We start from the raw sequence: 19,116 nt of genomic DNA, 5'->3' as shown, positions 1-19,116 counted from the left end.
TTTACTCCGTAATATGGTTTTGTGTCGTTATCGGTTTTGGAAAATGGTTTTTTAAAGGTTCGGCCGCTTTTACGGCGGATTCAAAAGTAAAATCAATAACTACTTTTAAATTAGGCGGACATACGGAAGTTTGGCTTATTGTAAACAAAAAGGCCAATAATAAAATAAACATTACCGTAGCTCGGGTAAGGCCTCTTAAAAACGAGAGTGCCGGCGAATAATTATCTTCTTGCATTTTTTTGTTGTTTCTCTAATTCTTTTGTAAAGCTTTTAATAAGCCTTTTGGCAATGCTGTCCACTGCGGAAAGAGAACTGTAATCTTGCGCGGTGTCTGTTCCTATCCATACAACTTCGGCTGTTTCAACGTCAACAAGTTTGGCTATCACGCCAACCTGCGCGCTTATGGTGTATTCTGTGGGGGTAACCTCACGCTGGTTTGTTACCCTTTGTCCTGAGGGCCTTGAAGTGGCCACTACGGAGCCGTCAGGTTTTTTTACCATTTGCGTGCTGAAAACAGGCTCAGTTCTGTAGTTGCGGGTTTCTACCATTGTTAAAGTTTTTTTCTCGGGGGTATATGAAGTAATTTCACCCATAAGCAGCAAATCAACGCCTAAAATTTTACCCAACATTTTTGTTGTTTCAGGTGAAAGGTATCCCGTTATTGATAAATTGTGTTCTTGCAGCACTTGCTCTATTTTAGCTCTTTCAATAATTGTAAATCCGTTTTCAAGCAAGTATTTGGCAAATAAATTTTCGGCCCCGGTAAAACTTTGCCAGGGGGAATCAAAGGCCATAATACCTATTCTTTTTACGTTTTTAAAATCGTAATCCTGGCTTATTACCGTTTTGGTTGCGCAGCCAAAAAGAAGTAGGCAAGAAACTATACCTGAAAACAATATTTTTTTCATATATAAAAGTATTATATAACTTTTTATTAAGATATAATCTATATTATGAGAAAAAGCGACATAACAAAAAGAGCGGAAAAGGTAAAAATGCTTGTAACTGACGTTGACGGCGTTCTTACGGACGGCAGCCTGCAGTTTTTTAACTGGGAAGGGGACAAAAAGAACCCGTTGGAAATAAAAAAATTTTATTCATTGGACGGAGTAGGTCTGCTTGCGCTTAAAGGATGCGGTATTCAAACGGCCATAATTACCGGCGGGGTTATAGACGCGAGTCTTAATTTCGTGCGAAACACTGGTTTTAACTATATATACCACAGCACTTTCGCAAAGCGGGCTCCTTTAGAGCATTTGCAAAAACTTTCAGGCATATCTTATGAAGAAATGGCCTTTGTGGGCGATGATGTTATTGACCTGCCTGTTTTAAAAAGAGTTGGGCTTTCATGTGTTGTTCCAAATTCTGCCGAGGATGTTTTTAGCATAGCCCATTACCATACAAAAAATTACGGCGGACGCGGGGCCATACGTGAGGTGTGCGAACTTATTTTGCGCGCCCAGGGTAAATGGGATTTGTTTTTGGAAAATCTTGAAAACGGCATTTTTATGCCCAGTAAATTTAATGAGCAGCATATATTTTCAAGAGAAGATTTAGAGAAGTTAAAAAACTAACGGAGGTTTAACTAAATGAAAAAAATATTGGCATTATGCCTTATGTTTGCGGCTGTCAACGTTATGGCGGGGATAGACGGCGGCCTTGAAGCGGGACAAACCCGTATAGGCGTTTACGGCGGTATCAGCATGCCTCAGGATTGGACCTTTGATTATGGTATCGGTAATTTTGACGAAGCCCCCGGTGAAACGGGCCCCATTTTCGGCGCGGAAATTATAAGAACGGTAGTTCCCGCTTTTTCAGTAGGTCTTGATGTAAGCTACGCGACCCACGGGGATAATAAATTCGATAATAACTTGACTAAATTAAATTCAAACGTTATGAGCGCGCATGTGGTAGGCAGGGCTAACTTTTTTGCCGAAGAAGCCACCCGCCTTTACATTCCCTTCGGCGCGGGCGTAAGCAGATTTGAGGCCGAAGCTAAAGCCTTGGGAATGACAGACAAAGCGCATGAAACAACATTTTCTTTTCTCGCAGGCGTGGGCTTTGAATTTGATTTAAGCCCCGTATGGACCATGGGCATTGAAGGCAGATATTTCTATATGCCTTTAGATAAAGACAAATTCGCTAACAACGATAAGTTTGACTCGTTTAACTTGCTTTTAAAACTCGGCGCGAGATTTTAACTTAACCTTAAAAAATCCCCGGGTAAAAAAACCGGGGATTTTGTTTTGTACTTGTAAAAAACAACAAAACTAAAATTATTTAGTATAATATTCTAACGTCCATGCGGGCGTAGTTCAATGGCAGAACCTTAGTTTTCCAAACTAATGACGTGGGTTCGATTCCCATCGCCCGCTTGAATTTTATTCGCGGTAAGAACTGCTTTCCCGCGAAGACAGGCTTCTCTGTTTAAAGAGAGGCGTTATGCTGGGATAGCTCAGCTGGTAGAGCATCTCCATGGTAAGGAGAAGGTCGTGGGTTCGATTCCCATTCCCAGCTTTTAAATTTGAATTCAAAAGTCTAGACAGGAGAAATTAAAATGGCTAAAGAAAAGTTTGTAAGAACAAAGCCGCACGTTAACGTAGGCACGATCGGTCACGTTGACCACGGTAAAACGACATTGACGACAGCATTGACGAAGGTATTAGCGAAAGAAGGGAAAGCTAAAGAGATGGGATATGCTGACATAGCGAAAGGGGGCGTAGTAAGAGACGCTTCAAAGATTGTTACGGTGGCGGTATCACACGTAGAATATGAATCGGACAAAAGGCATTATGCGCACATAGACTGTCCGGGACACGCTGATTATATTAAGAACATGATAACGGGAGCGGCGCAGATGGACGGTGCGATATTGGTAGTATCGGCGCAAGACGGTCCTATGCCGCAGACGAGAGAGCACGTATTGTTAGCGAAACAGGTTAACGTACCAAAGCTTGTGGTATTTTTAAACAAAGTAGACTTAGCGGACGCGGAGTTATTGGACTTAGTTGAAATGGAAATCAGAGATTTGTTAAGCAAATATGAATTTGACGGAGACAATACGCCGATAATCAGAGGATCCGCGTTAAAAGCGATAGAAGGGGACAGTTCACCTATAGGGGAACCTTCGATAAAAGCATTATTGGAAGCGCTTGACACATGGATACCTGAGCCGAAGAGAGAAACGGACAAGCCGTTTTTGATGGCGGTAGAAGACGTATTTTCGATTACGGGGCGCGGAACAGTGGCTACGGGCAGAATTGAAAGAGGTGTGGTAAAAGTAGGCGATACGATAGAGATAATCGGTTTTAGAGACACGATGAACACGGTAGCTACGGGTATAGAAATGTTCCGTAAGTTATTAGATCAGGGAGAGGCTGGCGATAACGTAGGGGTATTGCTTAGAGGCGTAGAAAAGAACCAGATTGAAAGAGGTCAGGTATTAGCGGCTCCTAAGTCAATCAAACCGCACACAAAGTTCAAAGGTCAGGTATATATTTTGAAGAAGGATGAAGGTGGCAGACATACGCCGTTGACACCAGGATATAAACCTCAGTTTTACTTTAGAACAACGGACGTTACTGGCGAATTGAAATTTGCGGGCGATATGATAATGCCTGGAGATAACGCGGAGATAGAAGTAACGTTGATTACGCCTGTGGCGATGGAAGAAGGCTTAAGATTCGCGATAAGAGAAGGCGGCAGGACAGTAGGCGCCGGCGTAGTAACAAAAGTTATCGAGTAAGAGTTTAAGAAAAGAAGGAAAGAGAACCCCGCGCCTATAGCAGGAGCGGGGTTTTTTATCAAAAAAAAATATTTATGAATACCTTGCAGAACACCCCTACCGTAAGGCGGGGAAATTTCATAAGTATATCGGGGGCTGTTCTTTTTATTTTATAGAATATATATATGAAAGTAGTGATAATAAAATATAATGCGGGCAATATTTTTTCCGTAACTTCGGCGCTTAAAAGAATAGGCGTTGAGGCTGTTATTACCGATGATAAAAATATTATTTCCTCAGCGGATAAAGTGATTTTCCCCGGAGTCGGCGAGGCGGGCACAACCATGCGTTATTTAAAAGCAAAAAATTTGGATTTTTTTATAAAAAATCTTAAGCAGCCTGTTTTGGGTATTTGCTTAGGAATGCAGCTCATGTGTAAAAAATCTGAAGAGGGAAATGTTGAGTGCTTAGGCATTTTTGATGAAGATGTACAAAAATTTCCGGCAGGTTCTTTAAAAATACCTCACATGGGTTGGAATAATATTACCAAGGTAAAAGAGCCTCTTTTTAACAAAACGCTTGAGAACGAATACGTATACTTTGTTCACAGCTATTACGTTTCTTTGGGGACGGATACAATAGCCTCGGCGGAATATATTTTACCTTTCAGCGCTGCTTTAAATAAAAATAATTTTTACGCCACGCAGTTCCATCCCGAAAAAAGCGGCGACGCGGGCGAACGGATTTTAAAAAATTTTATATATTTGTAACAGGCAAAAATGTTAGCTAAAAGAATAATACCGTGTCTTGACGTTAAAGACGGCAAAACCGTTAAAGGGGTTAACTTTATTAACTTCCGCGATGCGGGCGACCCTGTTGCCCTTGCGGCCGAGTACAGCAGAAAAGGCGCGGACGAAATTGTTTTTTTAGACATTACCGCATCCCATGAAAAAAGAAAAACTTTAACTGATTTAGCAAGGCGCGTGGCGGCTGAAGTGAACATTCCTTTTACAATAGGCGGGGGAGTGCGGGAGTTAGAAGACGTTTCCGCTTTACTTGCCGCGGGGGCGGATAAGGTTTCACTAAACTCGTCAGCGTTAAAAAACCCTAATTTTATTACTGAAATAGCAAAAAATTTCGGCTCGCAGGTATGCGTATGCGCCATTGACGCTAAAGAAAACAACGGAAAGTGGACCTGTTATCTTAACGGCGGCAGAATTGATACAGGTAAAGATCTCTTTGTCTGGGCAAAAGAGGCTGAAAATCTTGGCGCGGGCGAAATACTTTTTACAAGCATGAACCATGACGGCGTTAAAACTGGTTTTGCCAATGAAGCCCTTGCGAAATTAGGGCAAATTGTTAATATTCCCGTAATAGCTTCCGGCGGAGCCGGCAGCAAAGAACATTTTAAAGATGTCTTTTTGCTAGGACACGCCGACGCGGCTCTTGCAGCAAGCGTTTTCCATTTTGGCGAAATAGATATCAGTGAACTAAAAACATATTTACGCGGCAACCGAATTGTTGTAAGATAGACAGTTACCAGAGGTGTTATATGAAAAAAGGATTCACACTGATAGAGTTGTTAGTGGTTGTTTTAATAATAGGTATTTTAGCCGCTATAGCGTTGCCGCAGTATAATAAAGCGGTCGCGAAGTCGCGCATGGCGGAGGCTATGGTTAACGGCAAAGCTTTTATGCTGGCTTTAGAAAGGCATTATCTTATGACCTCGGAAAGCCCTACTTTTGAAAGTCTGGATATAGAATTACAAGGCGCGGTAAACACCGGGGCAAACGAGCATGCGCTTGATCATATAACCCATAATAAAATGTCCTATGAAATAGGTAACGGCGGTAAATTTATAAGAATTGTTCCCAGAGCTTCGGCCGGGCCTATAGCCGGCATGCAGCTTCACTATCACAGGGACGGGCAAATCTACTGTTATTCCCATAAAGCGGGCGCCAATGTTGATTTTCAGGAATCGGTATGCAAAACATTAGGAGGCACTGAATTCCCAAGTAAAGACACGGCAAACCACAGCGCTTTCAAATTGCAATAATTAAAAGAAGATATTCTTTTTTCGTTAATTTTGTTATAATATTTAGGACTGGTAGGGATAGGGGTGCTTGCTACACTCCTTATATAAATGCTTCTGAGAGGACAGGTTTTATAAAATATAAAACGGGCCCTCAAGGGAGTTTATTCCTTGCTAGACAAAAAATTTGTATAGACAAATTAAACTAAACGCCCGTTTGTAAGGGTACTTAAATAAAGAGGAAATTATGGCCAGCAAAGAAAGACAAACTATATTATTAGCCTGCACGGAATGCAAAAATAAAAACTATTATTATGCGCGCGGCAAAAAGAAAGAATTTAAACTTGAACTCAACAAATTTTGCAAAGCTTGCGGCAAATCAACAAAACATAAAGAAGGCAAAGCTAACTAAAGGCGGGGCCAATGTTGGTTAAGAAGTTTTTAGATTTAAAGTTTGAAAATGATAATCCGCTTTAAAAAGCGGAGATAAAAGAAGTAGATTTTGACAAGATGTGTTTTTGACAAAGGCAAAACGGTCAAAATTCATTTTTGTGGATTTCTTAAACAAAAATGGGAGCGTCGGTTAACTGGTAAACCACTGGTCTCCAAAACCAGGACTGAAGGTTCGAGTCCTTCCGCTCCTGCCAGATTTAAAAACCTTAACGGCAAGAGAGAAAAAAATGAATAAAATAATTAAATTTTCCCATGAAGCGTATGCTGAACTTAAAAAATCCAAATGGCTTAGCAGACAGGAAGTTGTACAGTCCACAATCTTAGTAGGGATTGTTGTTTTTCTGGCGGCTATTTATGTTTTTGCTATTGACTGGGGTCTTGCGAAAGCCATCGGCGCTCTTGTTAACAGGGGGGCGTAATCTATGTCTGAAAATAAGGCTTGGTACATTGTACATACTCAAACGGGACATGAAGACAAGGTTAGGGAAAAAATCCTTCTTCAGGTCGAAACACAAAATTTTGGCGACAGGATTTTTCAGGTTTTAGTTCCTACGGAAGATGTTGTTGAAGTAAAACAAAACAAAAAAGTGCAAAGGAAAAGAAAGTTTTTCCCCAGCTATGTTTTGGTTGAAATGGATTTAACCAGCGAAGCGTATTGGTTTATACGCAATGTTTCGGGCGTTACCGGCTTTTTGGGCGACCCTAACCCGGTCCCGTTACCGGAAGAAGAAATTGCCGCTATTTTAGATCTTACCCAACCCGGCAGCGGCAAACCCAAACACGTAATTGAATTTGAAGCGGGCGAAAACGTACGCATTACGGAAGGTCCTTTTAAACATTTTATCGGTGTTGTGCAGGAAGTTAATAACCAAAAAACAAAACTTAAAATCATGGTTAACGTTTTTGACCGTTCAACCCCGGTTGAGTTAGACTTCTTGCAAGTTGAAAAAATCAGCTAGTTTAAGGTTTTTATGAAGAAATTAACGGCGGTTTTAGCATTAAGTTTGTTTTTAGGCGGTTGTATAAATTTATACAAGACGGACGACTCCGCCTCGCAGACTTTAAAAAGTGAAATTGTTGCTTTAAACGCTAAAATAGAAGCTCTTGAAAACGAAATTAAAGAATTAAAAGCCGACGAGCAGTCTGCGTTAGACGCGGAAAAGGCCGAACCCATTGTTGAGGTAAAAAAAGTTATTGCGGCTTCCGCGCATGAAAGAGATTTGGCTTTAGCCGCTTATTCAAAGGTTGATTTAATGCTGCTTGACGCTGTTTCTTACCATAAAAGTAAAGGAAGGGCGCCAACCAGAGTAAAAGATTTGGGTGAATTTTACGATTTAACGGGTTTTAAAACCGAGATTTACTCGGACGGCCCGGCCATGGTAAGAAAGATTGACGGTAATGATGTATACAGAATACACTTTACCGCACCTTACGCTAAAAATTATGATAACGCGCAAATGCGTAAAGTTTGCGAATCTAAAGATAATGACGCGTTTATATCGATATGCGGCTTTTTATCGGGCAAAGATTTAACGGAAGCGGAAGCGGATTCTTTGGGTTATTACAGAACGGCGCTTCCGTAACAAAATTTGAAGTAGTAATTAAGGAGTCAGTTAAATAATATGGCAAAAGAGAAGAAAATAAAAGGTTATATTAAACTGCAAATTCCCGCAGGCGCGGCTAACCCCGCACCCCCGGTTGGTCCCGCATTGGGCCAGCATGGTGTTAACATCATGGAATTCTGCAAGCAGTTTAACGCTAAAACCGCAAAAGCAGAAAAAGGGATTAAGATTCCTGTAGTCATAACAGTTTATGAAGACAGATCTTTCTCTTTCATTACAAAAACACCGCCTATGGCCACGCTTATCATTAAAAAATTAGGCATTGCCAAAGGCTCAGGAACACCCCATAAAGACAAAGTCGGCAAACTTACACAAAAACAATGTGAAGAAATCGCCGCGGAAAAACTTCCCGACCTTAACACAAAAGACGTTAAACAAGCGGCTGAAATGGTTAAAGGCACGGCAAGAAGCATGGGTGTGGATATAGCAGGTTAATCTCCGTTACGCGGAGCAGAGGAAGAGGTAGAAATACTTCGTTAGACCTTTAATAAGGAGAAAATATGGCAAAAAGAATTGACGCGGCCAGAAAAAATATTGACGTTAAGAAACTTTATTCAGTTTCTGAAGCGGCCGCATTAGTAAAAGAAAACGCTAAAGCAAAGTTTGACGAAACGGTTGAACTTCACATTGCGTTGGGTATTGACACAAGAAAAGCGGACCAGCAGGTAAGAAGCACGGTAGTGCTTCCCAATGGCACCGGTAAAACCAAAAAAATAGCCGTAGTAGCTAAAGGCGAAAAAGCGAAAGAAGCGCAGGAAGCAGGCGCTGATCTCGTAGGCGGAGACGATATTATTGAAGACGTTATGAAAGGCGTTATCAATTTTGACGTTTTATTAGCCACGCCTGATACAATGAAAGACTTATCCAAAGCGGCAAAAGTTTTAGGCCCCCGCGGTTTAATGCCTAACCCGAAAAGCGGAACGGTTACATTTGATCTTGCAAAAGCTATTTCAGAATTGAAAGCGGGCAGAATCGAATTTAAAGCCGACGCTTACGGTATTGTTCATACAATAGTAGGTAAAGCTTCTTTTGACGCTGATAAATTAGCGCAAAACGCTAAAGCTATTATTGATACAATTCTTAGAATTAAACCCACCACCGCTAAAGGCCAGTATGTTAAGAGCATCAGCTTAAGCTCAACAATGGGTCCCGGTGTAAGAGTGGACGGAAACAAAATTTAAGTAAACTCTTTTGCATAAAAAAGCGCCTTTTTAAAAGGCGCTTTTTTTTATATACTTTCTAAGATAGCCTTTCGGGGATAAATATGAAAAAAGGTTTTACATTAATAGAATTATTGGTTGTCGTTTTAATTATAGGCATACTTGCGGCGATAGCTTTGCCGCAGTATACAAAAACTGTTGAAAAATCCCGCACGGCGGAAGCCTGGGTAAATTTAAAAGCTATGGATACCGCATTAAAGATGTATCGGTTAGCTATTGCGGACCAAAATGCCGCGGGATCTTTTGAAGTTTTAGAAATTGAAATACCGGGGACCGATACAACAACCAGCGGAGTTAACAGAAAAAATACAAAAAATTTCAGCTACGCTTTTTTATCCGACCATATCGCCGCTAACAGGTTGCCTATGAGCACAAAATATTCGCTTACAATACACGACACATACGGCAGGGTTTGTATAGGATATTCGGAGGAAGGCCAAAAACTTTGCCAGTCTTTGGGCGGTATAGCCATGGGGGCTTGTTTTTCCAGTACAACATCGGCTACATGTTATCAGTTATAGTTTATATGTTTTGAGCGGGATTAGTAATAAATATGAAAAAAGGTTTTACATTAATAGAATTGTTGGTTGTAGTTTTAATAATAGGCATACTTGCCGCAATAGCTTTGCCCCAGTATAATAGCGCTGTGGCAAAAGCCCGCGCGACGGAAGCGTTTGTCAATGGTAAAGCATTAAACAGCGCCATACAAAGATGGATGCTGCAAAATGGCGCGATATCAGCAACCAACAGGCCTAAGTTTGAAGATCTTGATATAGAACTTTCAGGCGTTACATATACCACATCCTATAACGCCCGGGCAAAATATTGGGATTATGACACAAGAGAGACTTCCATAACTTGCATAAGAAGCACTATGGGCACAAGCCCGCAAAGCGTAATATATGAAATATGTTTTAATGCCAACACAAACGAAATTATTTGCCTTGCCGAACTTAATAAAGATAACGCGGAAAAATTGTGTAAAACTCTTGGCGGTAAGGAAAGGCAAAAGACCGGTTCTTGGACATATTACACAATTGCGAATTAACTACCCGGAATTTACCAGGTGTTTTTAATATAACTTGTGGTTTTCGCGGAACCGTAAAGATTGCTTTAATAGTTAGTCCTGCCTAAAAAATTATCTTCCTTTATCCCAAAATGATAAAATATAAAGGTACCAAAATACGGTATTTTATTTTGCCGCGGGGCTAGCAAGCCGCCGGTAAAGAAAAATGCTGTATTTTATTTAAATTATACGGAGAAAGATAATGGCAAAAATAGACGTCACAACACGTAATTTGATGTTAGACAGCTTAAGACATTACGCCAAAGACAATATTTCGTTTAACTTTATTAGAGAACACGACGCGAAAAACGAAATTCCCCTGCCTCTTTTAAAAGAGATGTATGACCCTAAAATTTTAGGAGTTCACCTTTTACTTATTCCCATAGAATACGGCGGTTTAGCCGGCAGCACTACCGATATTTACAGAGTTTGTGAAGAACTTGCCAGAATCGATCTTGGCATAGCCACTTCCGTATTTGCCACTTTTTTAGGTTCCGACCCGCTTAACGTAGGCGGTACCGAAGCGCAAAAAGCAAAGTGGTTCGGCAAAATAGCCAAAGAACAGCTTTTGGTAGCTTACGGCGCCACTGAAGCCGATGCTGGCAGCGACCTTGTTTCTTTAAGAACTCGCGCAGAACACGTGCTTAACCCCGACGGTACTTTAAAAGGTTATAAAATTACGGGCAGCAAAATGTGGATTTCAAACGGCGGCGTGGCTGATATTTACACTGTTCTTGCTATCGCTCCCGGCGGGCCTTCCTGGTTTATTGTTGAAAAAAACACTCCCGGTTTTACCTCAGACGCTCACGAAGACAAACACGGTATAAGGCTTTCTAATACGGCAGGCTTATCTTTTGACGATGTTTACGTTCCCGTTGAAAATTTAATAGGCCTTAAAGAAGGACAGGGCTTATTGCAGGCGCAGGCTGTTTTCGGTTATACCCGTTTAATGGTTGCCGCTTTTGGTTTAGGCGCCGGTGAAGAAGCGACTGAAACCGCAATCCATTACGCTCAGCAGCGTATACAGGCGGGCGGCCCGTTGGTTGATAAACAAGGCTATATGCTTAAGCTTATCACCCCGCATTATATCAGGTTTGAGGCGGCCAGGGCTTTTATTGACAATACCGCTAAAATGCTTGATGATAATAACCACGGCTTCGCCACGGAAGGCGCCATAGCAAAATATTACGCTACCGAAGAAGGCAATAACGCCGCTGAACACGCTATACAGGCTTTAGGCGGATTTGGTTATACAAAAGAATTTTCCGTTGAAAAAATTAAACGCGACGTAAAAATTACCATGATTTATGAAGGCACAAATGAAGTCATGGAAATGACTATTTACAGAGGCCGCTGGCAGGAACATTTAAAGAGCCGCGGGCAATACTATATTGATATGGCGGCCCAGCTTGAAGCAGCCCACGCCAAAAACCCAAATGTGGGTGCTGACAGCATGGCTTTGGGGCTTAAAGCTCTTGCCAAAGTTTTGGAAGAATGCAGACTGCAAAAACTTACACGCCACCAATTTATAACATTCAAACTCGGCGAACTTATAGCTAACGCGGAAGTAGCCGCCGTTTTTGTTAAACGCTGCGCCGAAGGCATTGTTACCGAAGGCAGCCGCTTTGATATCGGCACATTGCAGGCAATGTCTCGTGTGTTGGGCAGGGAATGCGCCTTTGATATCGCCACAAGAGGTTTAAAATACGTTATTGGCGCGGGCACGGGTAATGCCGCCCAGTTAAGCCAGGACGTAAACCTTGTAGAGATAGAAGACAAAATGCGCGGCACTATTGAAGACAGCGACATTGTGTCAGCTAAATTAAAAGAAATTTTCAAAAAATAAGGGAGAAGAATAATGAACATAGTTGTATGTATAAAACAAGTGCCGGACTCAACCCAGGTAAAAGTTGATCCTAAAACAGGCACATTAATACGCGCTGGCGTGCCCAGCATTCTTAACCCTTACGACCACTACGCTCTTGAAAGAGCTTTGGAAATTAAGGCCAAAACAGGCGCTAAAATAACTGTTTTATCCATGGGGCCCGCGCAGGCTATAGCCGTTATACGTTTAGCGTTAGCTTTAGGCGCTGACAGAGGCATTTTACTTTCTGACAGGGCTTTCGCCGGGTCGGACACATGGGCAACTTCTTACGCTTTGGCCCAGGCAATTAAAAAAATCGGCCCTGCGGATTTAATCATCTGCGGGCAGATGGCTATTGACGGCGACACAGCCCAAACTGGCCCAGGTATCGCCTATCACTTAGATATTCCCCAAATAACATTTTGCACGGAAGTCGACAGCGACGGCACAAAAGTTTTAGTTAAAAAACTTATTGACGGCGGACATCAAATGATGGAAGCCTCTTTGCCCGCTCTTATTACAACAACAATGCCTCATGATTATAAAGCAAAATATCCGTCTTTCTTAGCGGCTTTCCACGCGCAGGATAAACAAACCGAAACCTGGACAGCGGCTGACGTTAATGCCGATCTGGCCAAACTCGGTTTAGAAGGAAGCCCCACGCGCGTAGGCCGCATATTCCCGCCGCCGGCAAGGGAAAAAGGTGAAATCTATTCCGGTTCGCCCGCTGAGCTTGCCACAAAAATTGTGGAAATTTTAAAGAAGGAGAATTTGATTAAATGATTAACATAGGTTCAAATTGTATAGGTTGTACTAAATGCGTGCGCATATGTCCTTTTGGCGCTTTGAGCATGGATGGCAAAAAAGCGGTAGTAAACTCCGCCTGTACGCTTTGCGGCGCCTGTATACCGGAATGTCCCGTTAAATGTATTTCAATGCCTTCCCAAACAGCGGTCAAGGCCGATATAACGGCTTATAAAGGCGTGTGGGTTTTTATGGAAGTTATTGAAGACAAGGGCGTTTGCAAAATACGCCCTGTAGGTTATGAGCTTTTAACCAAAGGCCGTGAGCTCGCCAACACTTTAGGCGAAGAACTTTGCGCCGTTGTAATAGGCAGCGATATGCAAAGCGGTTTTGCGGAAATATCCTCTTACGGGGCGGATAAAATTTACTCCGTTAACGCGCCCGGATATAAAGATTATAATACGGACGCTTACGCTTCTGCCATGATTAATTTAATTAATAAATATAAACCCAGCATAGTTTTATATCCTTCAACATTTATAGGAAGGGATTTATCGCCTAGAGTAGCGGCGGAAATACATGTAGGCTTAACGGCTGACTGTACAGGCCTTTCCGTTAACGCGGACCGCAACCTTGTTCAAACAAGGCCCGCTTTCGGCGGTAATATTATGGCCGATATTTTAACGCCTAACCACCGCCCGCAAATGGCTACGGTAAGACCTAATGTCATGAAAAAAGAAATTTTAAAACCCGGTTTTTCCGCCGCGGTAATTGAGGAAAGTATCGCTATCAATCCCAAAGCGGCAAGAGTTAAGATTTTAAATAAACATATTGATGACGTTCACGGTATGGAAAAGCTTGACGAAGCCGAAGTTATTATTTCCGGCGGACGCGGCGTAAAAGACAGTAACGGTTTTACTATGCTTAAAGACTTAGCTAATGAACTCGGCGGCGCAGTAGGCGCAAGCCGTGCGGCCGTTGACATGGGCTTCGTTCCCAAAGAAAAACAAGTCGGTCAAAGCGGCGTAACCGTTAGGCCTAAACTTTATGTGGCGTGCGGCATAAGCGGCGCGGTTCAGCATATTGTGGGCATGGACGGGTCAGACACTATTATCGCCGTTAATAAAGACCCCAGGGCGCCTATATTTAACGTTTGCAAGTTTGGTATTGTCGGCGACGCTTCCCAAATACTTCCCAAAGTTATCGAGGAAGTTAAAAAATCAAAATAGCATTAAAAATAAAAAGCCCTGCCTTATGGCGGGGCTTTTTTACGTTAAAGTTTATATTAAAATTTAACAAAAAATGGCTTTTTTATGAGGGTAATGAACACCCGCCGTTTAAACCGGAGGATAGATAGCATCCTTATTCCACAACCCTTCCGCAGCAGCAAGGCGGAGGCATTGCCATTTGTTGTTGAGTGAAATGGCAAACCAAAGCTTTGAAATAAAAAACTCCTCGGGTGTGAGCCGGGGGAGTTTTGTTAAATTATATTTTTTATAAATTAAAAATATTTACGGCAATTTAAATTCTTCTTCCTTCGGAAAAATCTTTTAATAATTGAACTATTTTAGGTTTATGTGTTTTAGTCGCATATTCTAACGGGGTATATTCCCTATGGTTATGCGATGATTCGCTAAAAACATATTTTTTGTTAATGTCTATTGAGGGGAACCCTAGCAAAAATTTTACTATTTCAATTTGGTCAGCTTTTATGGCGGCGGTAAGAAGGGTGTGCCGCTCATAAGTGTGAACGTCTACTACCTTATAGTAAAATTTATTGATTTTATTTTTTGTTTTTTTTGTAAGAAACTTATAAAGTTTTTTTATATTGCCCTGTTCTATATATTCAAGCACGTAACCGTCGCGCACTAAAGAGTTGCCTTTTACGGCAAGGTATACCCACGGGATAACCCACGCCGTGCCTATAAGCGCGCGTATTTTTACGGGAGTTATATTTTTTAATAAATTTATAAACATGTTTATATTATAAATAATAAAAATGTAATTATTATTTTGTTTTTGCCAAATATTAAGATGATAGCTGAGAAAAGCCGCTTTTTTAAAGCGGCTTTTTGTTATTTAATATGTGAAACAGCGTATAAAATTGCCGATATCATGCTGCTTGGGTCAGCCTCGTTTTTGCCGGCTATGTCAAAGGCTGTGCCGTGAGTGGGGCTTGTTCTTATAAAAGGAAGCCCGTAAGTAAGGTGTACAATAGGCTCTTGCGCGCAAAGTTTAAGGCCTAAAAGAGCCTGGTCGTGATACATACACAAAATTCCGTCATAAGCTCCTTTTGTATATTTTGTCCAAAGCGCGTCGACAGGCATGGGGCCTAAGATATTAAAATTTTCTTTTTTTAAAACGCTTAAAGCGGGCGCTATTATTTCTTTTTCTTCCATTCCCAGTTTGCCGCCATCCCCTGCGTGTGGATTAACGGCGGAAACGCCTATCCTTGGTTTTTTTACGCTGTTGCTAATTAAAAAATTATTTAAAAGCTGCGCGGCGTGAATAATTTTCTTAGAAGTTATTTCTTTAGATAAATCTTTTATAGCCGCGTGTTCGGAAACCAGCCCCACGGTAAGTTTGTTTGTTGTAAACATCATTAAAACATGGTCAATGCGGGAGAACTCTTTTAAAAAATCAGTATGCCCCGTATATTTAACGCCCGCCATGTTCCAGCTTTCTTTTGATATGGGCGCGGTTACCATTGCTTTTACTTCGCCTTTTGAGGTAATTCTTGACGCCATTGTTACCGCGTTAAAAGAAGTAAGCCCTCCGTAAACTGTAGGGCCCGGCGTTTCAGGCAGCGGCTTTGTAAGTATAGCCGCCGTGTCAACTACGGAAAAAGCCCCCTCTTGTAACCCGTTTTTAATAAGGGCTTTTTTATCTCCTATTACTACGGGGGTGCAGGCGTCGGTTACTCTTTTGTCTTGCAGTGCTTTTACTACAATTTCCGGACCTATACCCATAGGATCGCCTGTTGTTATAGCTATTAATGGTTTCATATTGTAATCCTGTTTTTTTAAATATAAAGGGCTCTTTACTTTTGTAAAGAGCCCTTAAAAATATATTGCTGCGAAGTTATATTATTTCTTCTTGGGCTCAGTCTTTGCGGGTTCTTCTTTAACGTTAGCGGCAGGTTTTTCAAGGGCGCTAAAGTCTTTATTAATTTTTATTTCCGCTTTTGAATTCAAGTCTTTAATATGTTCGTTTATAGCGACTTGAATTCTTTGCGCGGCTATATATTGGCCAAATTCTCTTGCGACTTTTTCGTAAGTAATTTCTTCAGCTGCGCTCTTTTCTTTTATTTTTATGATATGAAAACCAAAATCAGTTTTTATCGGGTCAGACACTTTGCCAACATCTAAAGAAAAAGCTTTTGTGTCAATTTCTTTAGGCGTATTGGGCGCGCCTTTAATTAAAATCATGTCGCCGCCGGTGCTTTGGCTGTTTTTATCGTCGGAAAACTGTCTTACCGCGGTGCTAAAATCCATACCGCCGTCAATTTTCTTTTTAATTTCTTTAGCTAATGCCTCTTTTTCTTTTATTTTGTCAGCGCCGGCTGCTTTGGGCGCTTCTAAGAAAATATGCCCAATTCTTACTTTGGGCGCGCTTAGCTGTTCTAAACGCATTGCGATAGCTTCAACTTCTTTTTTGTGTTCTTCAGGTTTAATAAGGGCTGTTTTTTTAGAATCTTTTTTCATAACGGCTTTAACCTGGTCGTAAAGGGCTTTAGCGTCCGCTTCTTCAACGGGCTTAACTTTTGTTACTATTGCCGTTTCAACATATTTGCGCGACATAATTTGTTTCTTAAGTTTATCTCTAAATTGCTTCTGGCTTATGCCTTCTTTTTTTAAAGCGGCGTCAAACTGTTTGGTTCTTTCTTTTTCACTGATGGGTTTCCCTTTTTCATCAGCAGCGGGTATTAAGGCGTCCTTGGCTTGTTTTACCGCTTCGTCAATTTCGTCTTCTCTGGCTTTAACGCCTTCTTTTTCAGCGGCTTGAAACAACAGTTCGTCATTAATCATTTGGTCTAAAACTTCTTTTTCAAGTTTTAATTTTACGCCGGGCTGCTCCATAAGTTTTGGGGCGGCTGCAGTATACTGCGCTTCAAAAGCGCCGGCTACTTTGTCAAAATCAGATTGTAAAATCGGTTTTCCGTTAACCGTTGCAACGGCGGCGTCAACTACTACCGCATTGGCGCATACCGCTGTTAAAGCTATAAGTATTCCTGATAAAATTAATTTATTTACTTTCATATGTTTTATATACCTCTACTTTATATTTTACTGCAAGACTTTCTAAATAATCGTCAAACTTTTTCTTTTCAAGAATATTTTTTATTCTGTCACGGGCGTCTTTTAAAGTAATTTTCTTTTCCCCCGCTTTATATATTATATGAAATCCTCTTGATGTTTTAAAAAACCCCTGTACTAAGCCCGAAGAGGAATTTGCGGAAGCGTTTTCAATTTCAGGCAGAAATTCACCCGGCATGAAGGTAAACTGTTTGCCGTCAGTTGAAACATCGTCCAAATCTATTGAGTATCTTTTAGCGAGTTCAATAAATCTTTTTTCCCTGTTGCTGTTGTTTGTGGCCTTTAGCTCTCTCAAAACCAGGTTGGCTGTATCGGGGTCTGTTAAAAGCATTTGCCTTATAGTCATTTCATAGGAATACTTTTTATGGTAATCCTTTATTTCGTCTTCGGTAACCGATATCTCCCCTTTGTTTCTTAAAGAGTCAATCCATATTTTTGTGGCGACTTCCTTTTTTGTTTCTTCAAGCCTTTTGCTGAAATCATTTTGAATATCTGTAATCGTTTTAATGAACTCTTCGGATTGTGCGGACCCGCTTTTTAAAGATGCCTGCTGTATAAGCTGTTCTCTAACCAACGCGTTTATAAGCGCGTTTTTGCCGAAAGACGTTTCAAGATATTTTCTGTTTAAAGTTTCATCTATAACGGCATTATCAAAATCTTTTTGTGTTATGAAAACTCCCCCCACATTTGCAAGAGCGTTGGAAGGATGCGCTTTGGCCGCAGGTTTTTCCTCTTTACAGCCTGCCGACAACAAAGCGGCGAGCACGGAAATTATTACAATTCTTCTCATATATTTAATTTAGCATTTTTTACCCAGTTTTATCTACTATTTTAATATAATCTATTAAATGACTCCTAAAAAAATATTTTGGTTATTATTTGCAATTAACCTGTTTAACTATATAGACAGACAGGTTTTATTTGCAGTGTTTCCGTTAATTAAATTAGATTTATCTCTTACTGATGCGCAGCTCGGAAGTTTAGCCTCCGCTTTTATGCTGGTTTATATGATTTACGCTCCCCTGGCGGGCTATTTTGCGGACAGAAGCCCGAGACAGCATTGGATGGGTTTAAGCGCCGTGCTTTGGAGCATAGCAACTTTTTTTACCGGGTTTATGAATAATTTTAAGCAGTTGCTTGCCGCACGCAGTTTTATAGGTATCGGAGAGGCGGGTTTTACTACCGTTGCCCAGGGTTTTTTGGCGGAACAATATCCGCATGAAAAAAGGGCCAGAATTTTGGCTTCTTTCGGGCTTGCTCTGCCGGCCGGAAGCGCTTTGGGGTATTTTTTAGGGGGTGTTTTGGGCGACCATTTCGGCTGGCGTATTGCATTTATGATTGTTGGCGTTCCGGGTTTGCTGCTTGGTCTTTTAGCGGCTTTTAAAATAAAAGACGCAAGAGTTTTTGCCGATAAGGCGGAAAAGCCCAAACTTTGGGCTTACGTGCATCTTTTAAAAAATAAAATTTTTATTTTTATCTGTCTTGCGCAGGCTTTCTCAACATTTATTGTGGGCGGACTTGCGGCTTGGCTGCCCACATACTTTAACAGATTTTACGGATACAGCGTGGCGAAGTCAAGCACTATTTTCGGAATTATGATTGTGTGTTCAGGCGCTTTAGGCGTATTTTTAGGCGGGCAGGTGGCGGACAGGCTTATTAAAAAAACCCAAAAAGCTTATTTTATTACCGCAGGGGCAAGTTTCGCTTTAGCTATGCCATTTGCCGTTTTGGGTATTATGGCGCCTACTTTTGAAAGTTCTATCTTCTTTTTGTTTTTTGCTATCATGTTCGCTTCCGCGCAGACAGGGCCTTTAAGCGCGGCTATAGTGGGCTATACTTCTAAGAAAGTGCGTTCAATGGCTTTTGCTTTGAATATTTTTATAATCCATGCTTTGGGGGATGCTATTTCCCCTATGATTATAGGTAAATTTTCGGATATTTGGAATTTAAGAATAGCTATTTTATTTTGTCTTTTAATGGTTGTTCCGGCGTGTTTTTTCTCAGCGATGGCGGCAATAGTTTCCAAAAAGCATAAAATGAATGTTGAAGAGCCCGCGAAAATATAAGTTTAAATA

24 protein-coding genes and 3 tRNA genes are annotated in these 19,116 nt (G+C 41.2%); 21 read left to right on the top strand and 6 right to left on the bottom strand.

Features of this window, described 5'->3' with window-relative positions; translation table 11 throughout:
- Position 1: 1 nt before the first annotated feature.
- Both EMIN_RS08810 and EMIN_RS07665 read right to left on the bottom strand, forming a co-directional pair.
- Positions 2–235 (bottom strand): hypothetical protein, encoded by a 234-nt coding sequence (locus EMIN_RS08810; RefSeq protein WP_012415664.1) that lies wholly within the window; start codon positions 233–235, stop codon positions 2–4.
- A complete protein-coding gene (locus EMIN_RS07665; protein ID WP_012415663.1) occupies positions 222–908 on the bottom strand; it encodes a CsgG/HfaB family protein in 687 nt (228 codons plus the stop codon). The genes EMIN_RS08810 and EMIN_RS07665 overlap by 14 nt, the downstream gene beginning before the upstream one ends.
- Before the next feature lie 45 nt (positions 909–953).
- Between EMIN_RS07665 and EMIN_RS07660 the strand changes: the two genes are divergently transcribed.
- The 20 genes from EMIN_RS07660 (at position 954) to EMIN_RS07565 (ending at position 13,954) form a co-directional block, all read left to right on the top strand.
- Positions 954–1,574, top strand: coding sequence for a KdsC family phosphatase (locus tag EMIN_RS07660; protein WP_012415662.1), 621 nt, complete (start codon positions 954–956; stop codon positions 1,572–1,574).
- A gap of 15 nt (positions 1,575–1,589) precedes the next feature.
- Positions 1,590–2,201 carry an outer membrane beta-barrel protein gene (locus EMIN_RS07655; RefSeq protein WP_012415661.1) on the top strand — a complete coding sequence of 204 codons (612 nt, stop codon included), beginning with the start codon at positions 1,590–1,592 and terminating at the stop codon, positions 2,199–2,201.
- A 103-nt stretch (positions 2,202–2,304) separates the two neighbouring features.
- Positions 2,305–2,375, top strand: a tRNA-Gly gene (locus EMIN_RS07650).
- Between the two features lie 69 nt (positions 2,376–2,444).
- A tRNA-Thr gene (locus EMIN_RS07645) sits at positions 2,445–2,517 on the top strand.
- Positions 2,518–2,557: 40 nt separating this feature from the next.
- The gene (gene tuf, locus EMIN_RS07640; RefSeq protein WP_012415587.1) at positions 2,558–3,745 is read left to right on the top strand and encodes an elongation factor Tu; all 1,188 of its coding nucleotides are present in this window, start codon (positions 2,558–2,560) and stop codon (positions 3,743–3,745) included.
- Positions 3,746–3,909: 164 nt separating this feature from the next.
- Positions 3,910–4,494, top strand: a complete 585-nt coding sequence (gene hisH / locus EMIN_RS07635) for an imidazole glycerol phosphate synthase subunit HisH (protein WP_012415660.1) — start codon at positions 3,910–3,912, stop codon at positions 4,492–4,494.
- Positions 4,495–4,503: 9 nt separating this feature from the next.
- Positions 4,504–5,256, top strand: coding sequence for an imidazole glycerol phosphate synthase subunit HisF (hisF, locus tag EMIN_RS07630; protein WP_012415659.1), 753 nt, complete (start codon positions 4,504–4,506; stop codon positions 5,254–5,256).
- Positions 5,257–5,276: 20 nt separating this feature from the next.
- Positions 5,277–5,780 carry a type IV pilin protein gene (locus EMIN_RS09580; protein WP_012415658.1) on the top strand — a complete coding sequence of 168 codons (504 nt, stop codon included), beginning with the start codon at positions 5,277–5,279 and terminating at the stop codon, positions 5,778–5,780.
- Between the two features lie 223 nt (positions 5,781–6,003).
- Entirely contained in the window at positions 6,004–6,168 is a 165-nt protein-coding gene (gene rpmG, locus EMIN_RS07620; RefSeq protein ID WP_012415657.1) for a 50S ribosomal protein L33, read from the top strand.
- Between the two features lie 160 nt (positions 6,169–6,328).
- Positions 6,329–6,403 (top strand) — tRNA-Trp (locus tag EMIN_RS07615).
- A 33-nt stretch (positions 6,404–6,436) separates the two neighbouring features.
- Positions 6,437–6,628: a preprotein translocase subunit SecE gene (gene secE / locus EMIN_RS08650; RefSeq protein ID WP_012415656.1), complete on the top strand. Its 192-nt coding sequence runs from the start codon at positions 6,437–6,439 to the stop codon at positions 6,626–6,628.
- Between the two features lie 3 nt (positions 6,629–6,631).
- Positions 6,632–7,168, top strand: coding sequence for a transcription termination/antitermination protein NusG (nusG, locus tag EMIN_RS07605; RefSeq protein WP_012415655.1), 537 nt, complete (start codon positions 6,632–6,634; stop codon positions 7,166–7,168).
- Between the two features lie 12 nt (positions 7,169–7,180).
- Positions 7,181–7,792 (top strand): hypothetical protein, encoded by a 612-nt coding sequence (locus EMIN_RS07600; RefSeq protein WP_012415654.1) that lies wholly within the window; start codon positions 7,181–7,183, stop codon positions 7,790–7,792.
- A gap of 39 nt (positions 7,793–7,831) precedes the next feature.
- Entirely contained in the window at positions 7,832–8,266 is a 435-nt protein-coding gene (gene rplK, locus EMIN_RS07595) for a 50S ribosomal protein L11 (protein WP_012415653.1), read from the top strand.
- A 65-nt stretch (positions 8,267–8,331) separates the two neighbouring features.
- Entirely contained in the window at positions 8,332–9,012 is a 681-nt protein-coding gene (rplA, locus tag EMIN_RS07590) for a 50S ribosomal protein L1 (RefSeq protein ID WP_012415652.1), read from the top strand.
- An 83-nt stretch (positions 9,013–9,095) separates the two neighbouring features.
- Positions 9,096–9,572, top strand: coding sequence for a type IV pilin protein (locus EMIN_RS09575; protein ID WP_012415651.1), 477 nt, complete (start codon positions 9,096–9,098; stop codon positions 9,570–9,572).
- A 32-nt stretch (positions 9,573–9,604) separates the two neighbouring features.
- Positions 9,605–10,099, top strand: a complete 495-nt coding sequence (locus EMIN_RS09570) for a type IV pilin protein (protein WP_012415650.1) — start codon at positions 9,605–9,607, stop codon at positions 10,097–10,099.
- A gap of 220 nt (positions 10,100–10,319) precedes the next feature.
- On the top strand, positions 10,320–11,963 hold the full coding sequence (locus tag EMIN_RS07575; protein ID WP_012415649.1) for an acyl-CoA dehydrogenase family protein: 1,644 nt from the start codon (positions 10,320–10,322) through the stop codon (positions 11,961–11,963).
- A 12-nt stretch (positions 11,964–11,975) separates the two neighbouring features.
- Positions 11,976–12,764 carry an electron transfer flavoprotein subunit beta/FixA family protein gene (locus EMIN_RS07570; protein ID WP_012415648.1) on the top strand — a complete coding sequence of 263 codons (789 nt, stop codon included), beginning with the start codon at positions 11,976–11,978 and terminating at the stop codon, positions 12,762–12,764.
- Positions 12,761–13,954, top strand: coding sequence for an electron transfer flavoprotein subunit alpha/FixB family protein (locus EMIN_RS07565; protein WP_012415647.1), 1,194 nt, complete (start codon positions 12,761–12,763; stop codon positions 13,952–13,954). The genes EMIN_RS07570 and EMIN_RS07565 overlap by 4 nt, the downstream gene beginning before the upstream one ends.
- Positions 13,955–14,246: 292 nt before the next feature.
- Here the strand turns inward: EMIN_RS07565 and EMIN_RS07560 are convergent, their stop codons facing one another.
- From EMIN_RS07560 to EMIN_RS07545, 4 genes are all read right to left on the bottom strand, one after another.
- Positions 14,247–14,702: an ankyrin repeat domain-containing protein gene (locus EMIN_RS07560; RefSeq protein WP_012415646.1), complete on the bottom strand. Its 456-nt coding sequence runs from the start codon at positions 14,700–14,702 to the stop codon at positions 14,247–14,249.
- 98 nt (positions 14,703–14,800) lie between these two features.
- Positions 14,801–15,730, bottom strand: coding sequence for a 4-hydroxythreonine-4-phosphate dehydrogenase PdxA (gene pdxA, locus EMIN_RS07555; RefSeq protein ID WP_012415645.1), 930 nt, complete (start codon positions 15,728–15,730; stop codon positions 14,801–14,803).
- 81 nt (positions 15,731–15,811) lie between these two features.
- Entirely contained in the window at positions 15,812–16,984 is a 1,173-nt protein-coding gene (locus EMIN_RS07550) for a peptidylprolyl isomerase (RefSeq protein WP_012415644.1), read from the bottom strand.
- A complete protein-coding gene (locus EMIN_RS07545; protein WP_012415643.1) occupies positions 16,971–17,831 on the bottom strand; it encodes a peptidylprolyl isomerase in 861 nt (286 codons plus the stop codon). Before EMIN_RS07545 ends, EMIN_RS07550 begins: the two co-directional genes overlap by 14 nt.
- A gap of 58 nt (positions 17,832–17,889) precedes the next feature.
- On the opposite strand from EMIN_RS07545, the gene EMIN_RS07540 reads away from it, so the two are divergent.
- Positions 17,890–19,107, top strand: a complete 1,218-nt coding sequence (locus EMIN_RS07540) for a spinster family MFS transporter (protein WP_012415642.1) — start codon at positions 17,890–17,892, stop codon at positions 19,105–19,107.
- Positions 19,108–19,116 lie beyond the last annotated feature (9 nt).

Source organism: Elusimicrobium minutum Pei191 (assembly GCF_000020145.1).
Lineage (GTDB): Bacteria > Elusimicrobiota > Elusimicrobia > Elusimicrobiales > Elusimicrobiaceae > Elusimicrobium > Elusimicrobium minutum.
The sequence above is the reverse complement of the archived record's forward strand: the minus strand, read 5'-3'. Positions and strand labels throughout refer to the sequence as shown.

Excerpts from the sequence above, each read along its gene's own strand:
- hisH (WP_012415660.1), top strand. The coding sequence starts at position 3,910 with ATGAAAGTAGTGATAATAAAATATAATGCGGGCAATATTTTTTCCGTA.
- EMIN_RS07540 (WP_012415642.1), top strand. The coding sequence starts at position 17,890 with ATGACTCCTAAAAAAATATTTTGGTTATTATTTGCAATTAACCTGTTT.
- EMIN_RS07570 (WP_012415648.1), top strand. The coding sequence starts at position 11,976 with ATGAACATAGTTGTATGTATAAAACAAGTGCCGGACTCAACCCAGGTA.
- EMIN_RS07655 (WP_012415661.1), top strand. The coding sequence starts at position 1,590 with ATGAAAAAAATATTGGCATTATGCCTTATGTTTGCGGCTGTCAACGTT.
- hisF (WP_012415659.1), top strand. The coding sequence starts at position 4,504 with ATGTTAGCTAAAAGAATAATACCGTGTCTTGACGTTAAAGACGGCAAA.
- EMIN_RS09575 (WP_012415651.1), top strand. The coding sequence starts at position 9,096 with ATGAAAAAAGGTTTTACATTAATAGAATTATTGGTTGTCGTTTTAATT.
- EMIN_RS07545 (WP_012415643.1), bottom strand. The coding sequence starts at position 17,831 with ATGAGAAGAATTGTAATAATTTCCGTGCTCGCCGCTTTGTTGTCGGCA.
- EMIN_RS07575 (WP_012415649.1), top strand. The coding sequence starts at position 10,320 with ATGGCAAAAATAGACGTCACAACACGTAATTTGATGTTAGACAGCTTA.
- pdxA (WP_012415645.1), bottom strand. The coding sequence starts at position 15,730 with ATGAAACCATTAATAGCTATAACAACAGGCGATCCTATGGGTATAGGT.
- EMIN_RS07565 (WP_012415647.1), top strand. The coding sequence starts at position 12,761 with ATGATTAACATAGGTTCAAATTGTATAGGTTGTACTAAATGCGTGCGC.
- rplK (WP_012415653.1), top strand. The coding sequence starts at position 7,832 with ATGGCAAAAGAGAAGAAAATAAAAGGTTATATTAAACTGCAAATTCCC.
- tuf (WP_012415587.1), top strand. The coding sequence starts at position 2,558 with ATGGCTAAAGAAAAGTTTGTAAGAACAAAGCCGCACGTTAACGTAGGC.
- EMIN_RS08810 (WP_012415664.1), bottom strand. The coding sequence starts at position 235 with ATGCAAGAAGATAATTATTCGCCGGCACTCTCGTTTTTAAGAGGCCTT.
- rpmG (WP_012415657.1), top strand. The coding sequence starts at position 6,004 with ATGGCCAGCAAAGAAAGACAAACTATATTATTAGCCTGCACGGAATGC.
- EMIN_RS09570 (WP_012415650.1), top strand. The coding sequence starts at position 9,605 with ATGAAAAAAGGTTTTACATTAATAGAATTGTTGGTTGTAGTTTTAATA.
- secE (WP_012415656.1), top strand. The coding sequence starts at position 6,437 with ATGAATAAAATAATTAAATTTTCCCATGAAGCGTATGCTGAACTTAAA.
- rplA (WP_012415652.1), top strand. The coding sequence starts at position 8,332 with ATGGCAAAAAGAATTGACGCGGCCAGAAAAAATATTGACGTTAAGAAA.
- EMIN_RS07560 (WP_012415646.1), bottom strand. The coding sequence starts at position 14,702 with ATGTTTATAAATTTATTAAAAAATATAACTCCCGTAAAAATACGCGCG.
- EMIN_RS07665 (WP_012415663.1), bottom strand. The coding sequence starts at position 908 with ATGAAAAAAATATTGTTTTCAGGTATAGTTTCTTGCCTACTTCTTTTT.
- EMIN_RS09580 (WP_012415658.1), top strand. The coding sequence starts at position 5,277 with ATGAAAAAAGGATTCACACTGATAGAGTTGTTAGTGGTTGTTTTAATA.
- EMIN_RS07660 (WP_012415662.1), top strand. The coding sequence starts at position 954 with ATGAGAAAAAGCGACATAACAAAAAGAGCGGAAAAGGTAAAAATGCTT.
- EMIN_RS07550 (WP_012415644.1), bottom strand. The coding sequence starts at position 16,984 with ATGAAAGTAAATAAATTAATTTTATCAGGAATACTTATAGCTTTAACA.
- nusG (WP_012415655.1), top strand. The coding sequence starts at position 6,632 with ATGTCTGAAAATAAGGCTTGGTACATTGTACATACTCAAACGGGACAT.
- EMIN_RS07600 (WP_012415654.1), top strand. The coding sequence starts at position 7,181 with ATGAAGAAATTAACGGCGGTTTTAGCATTAAGTTTGTTTTTAGGCGGT.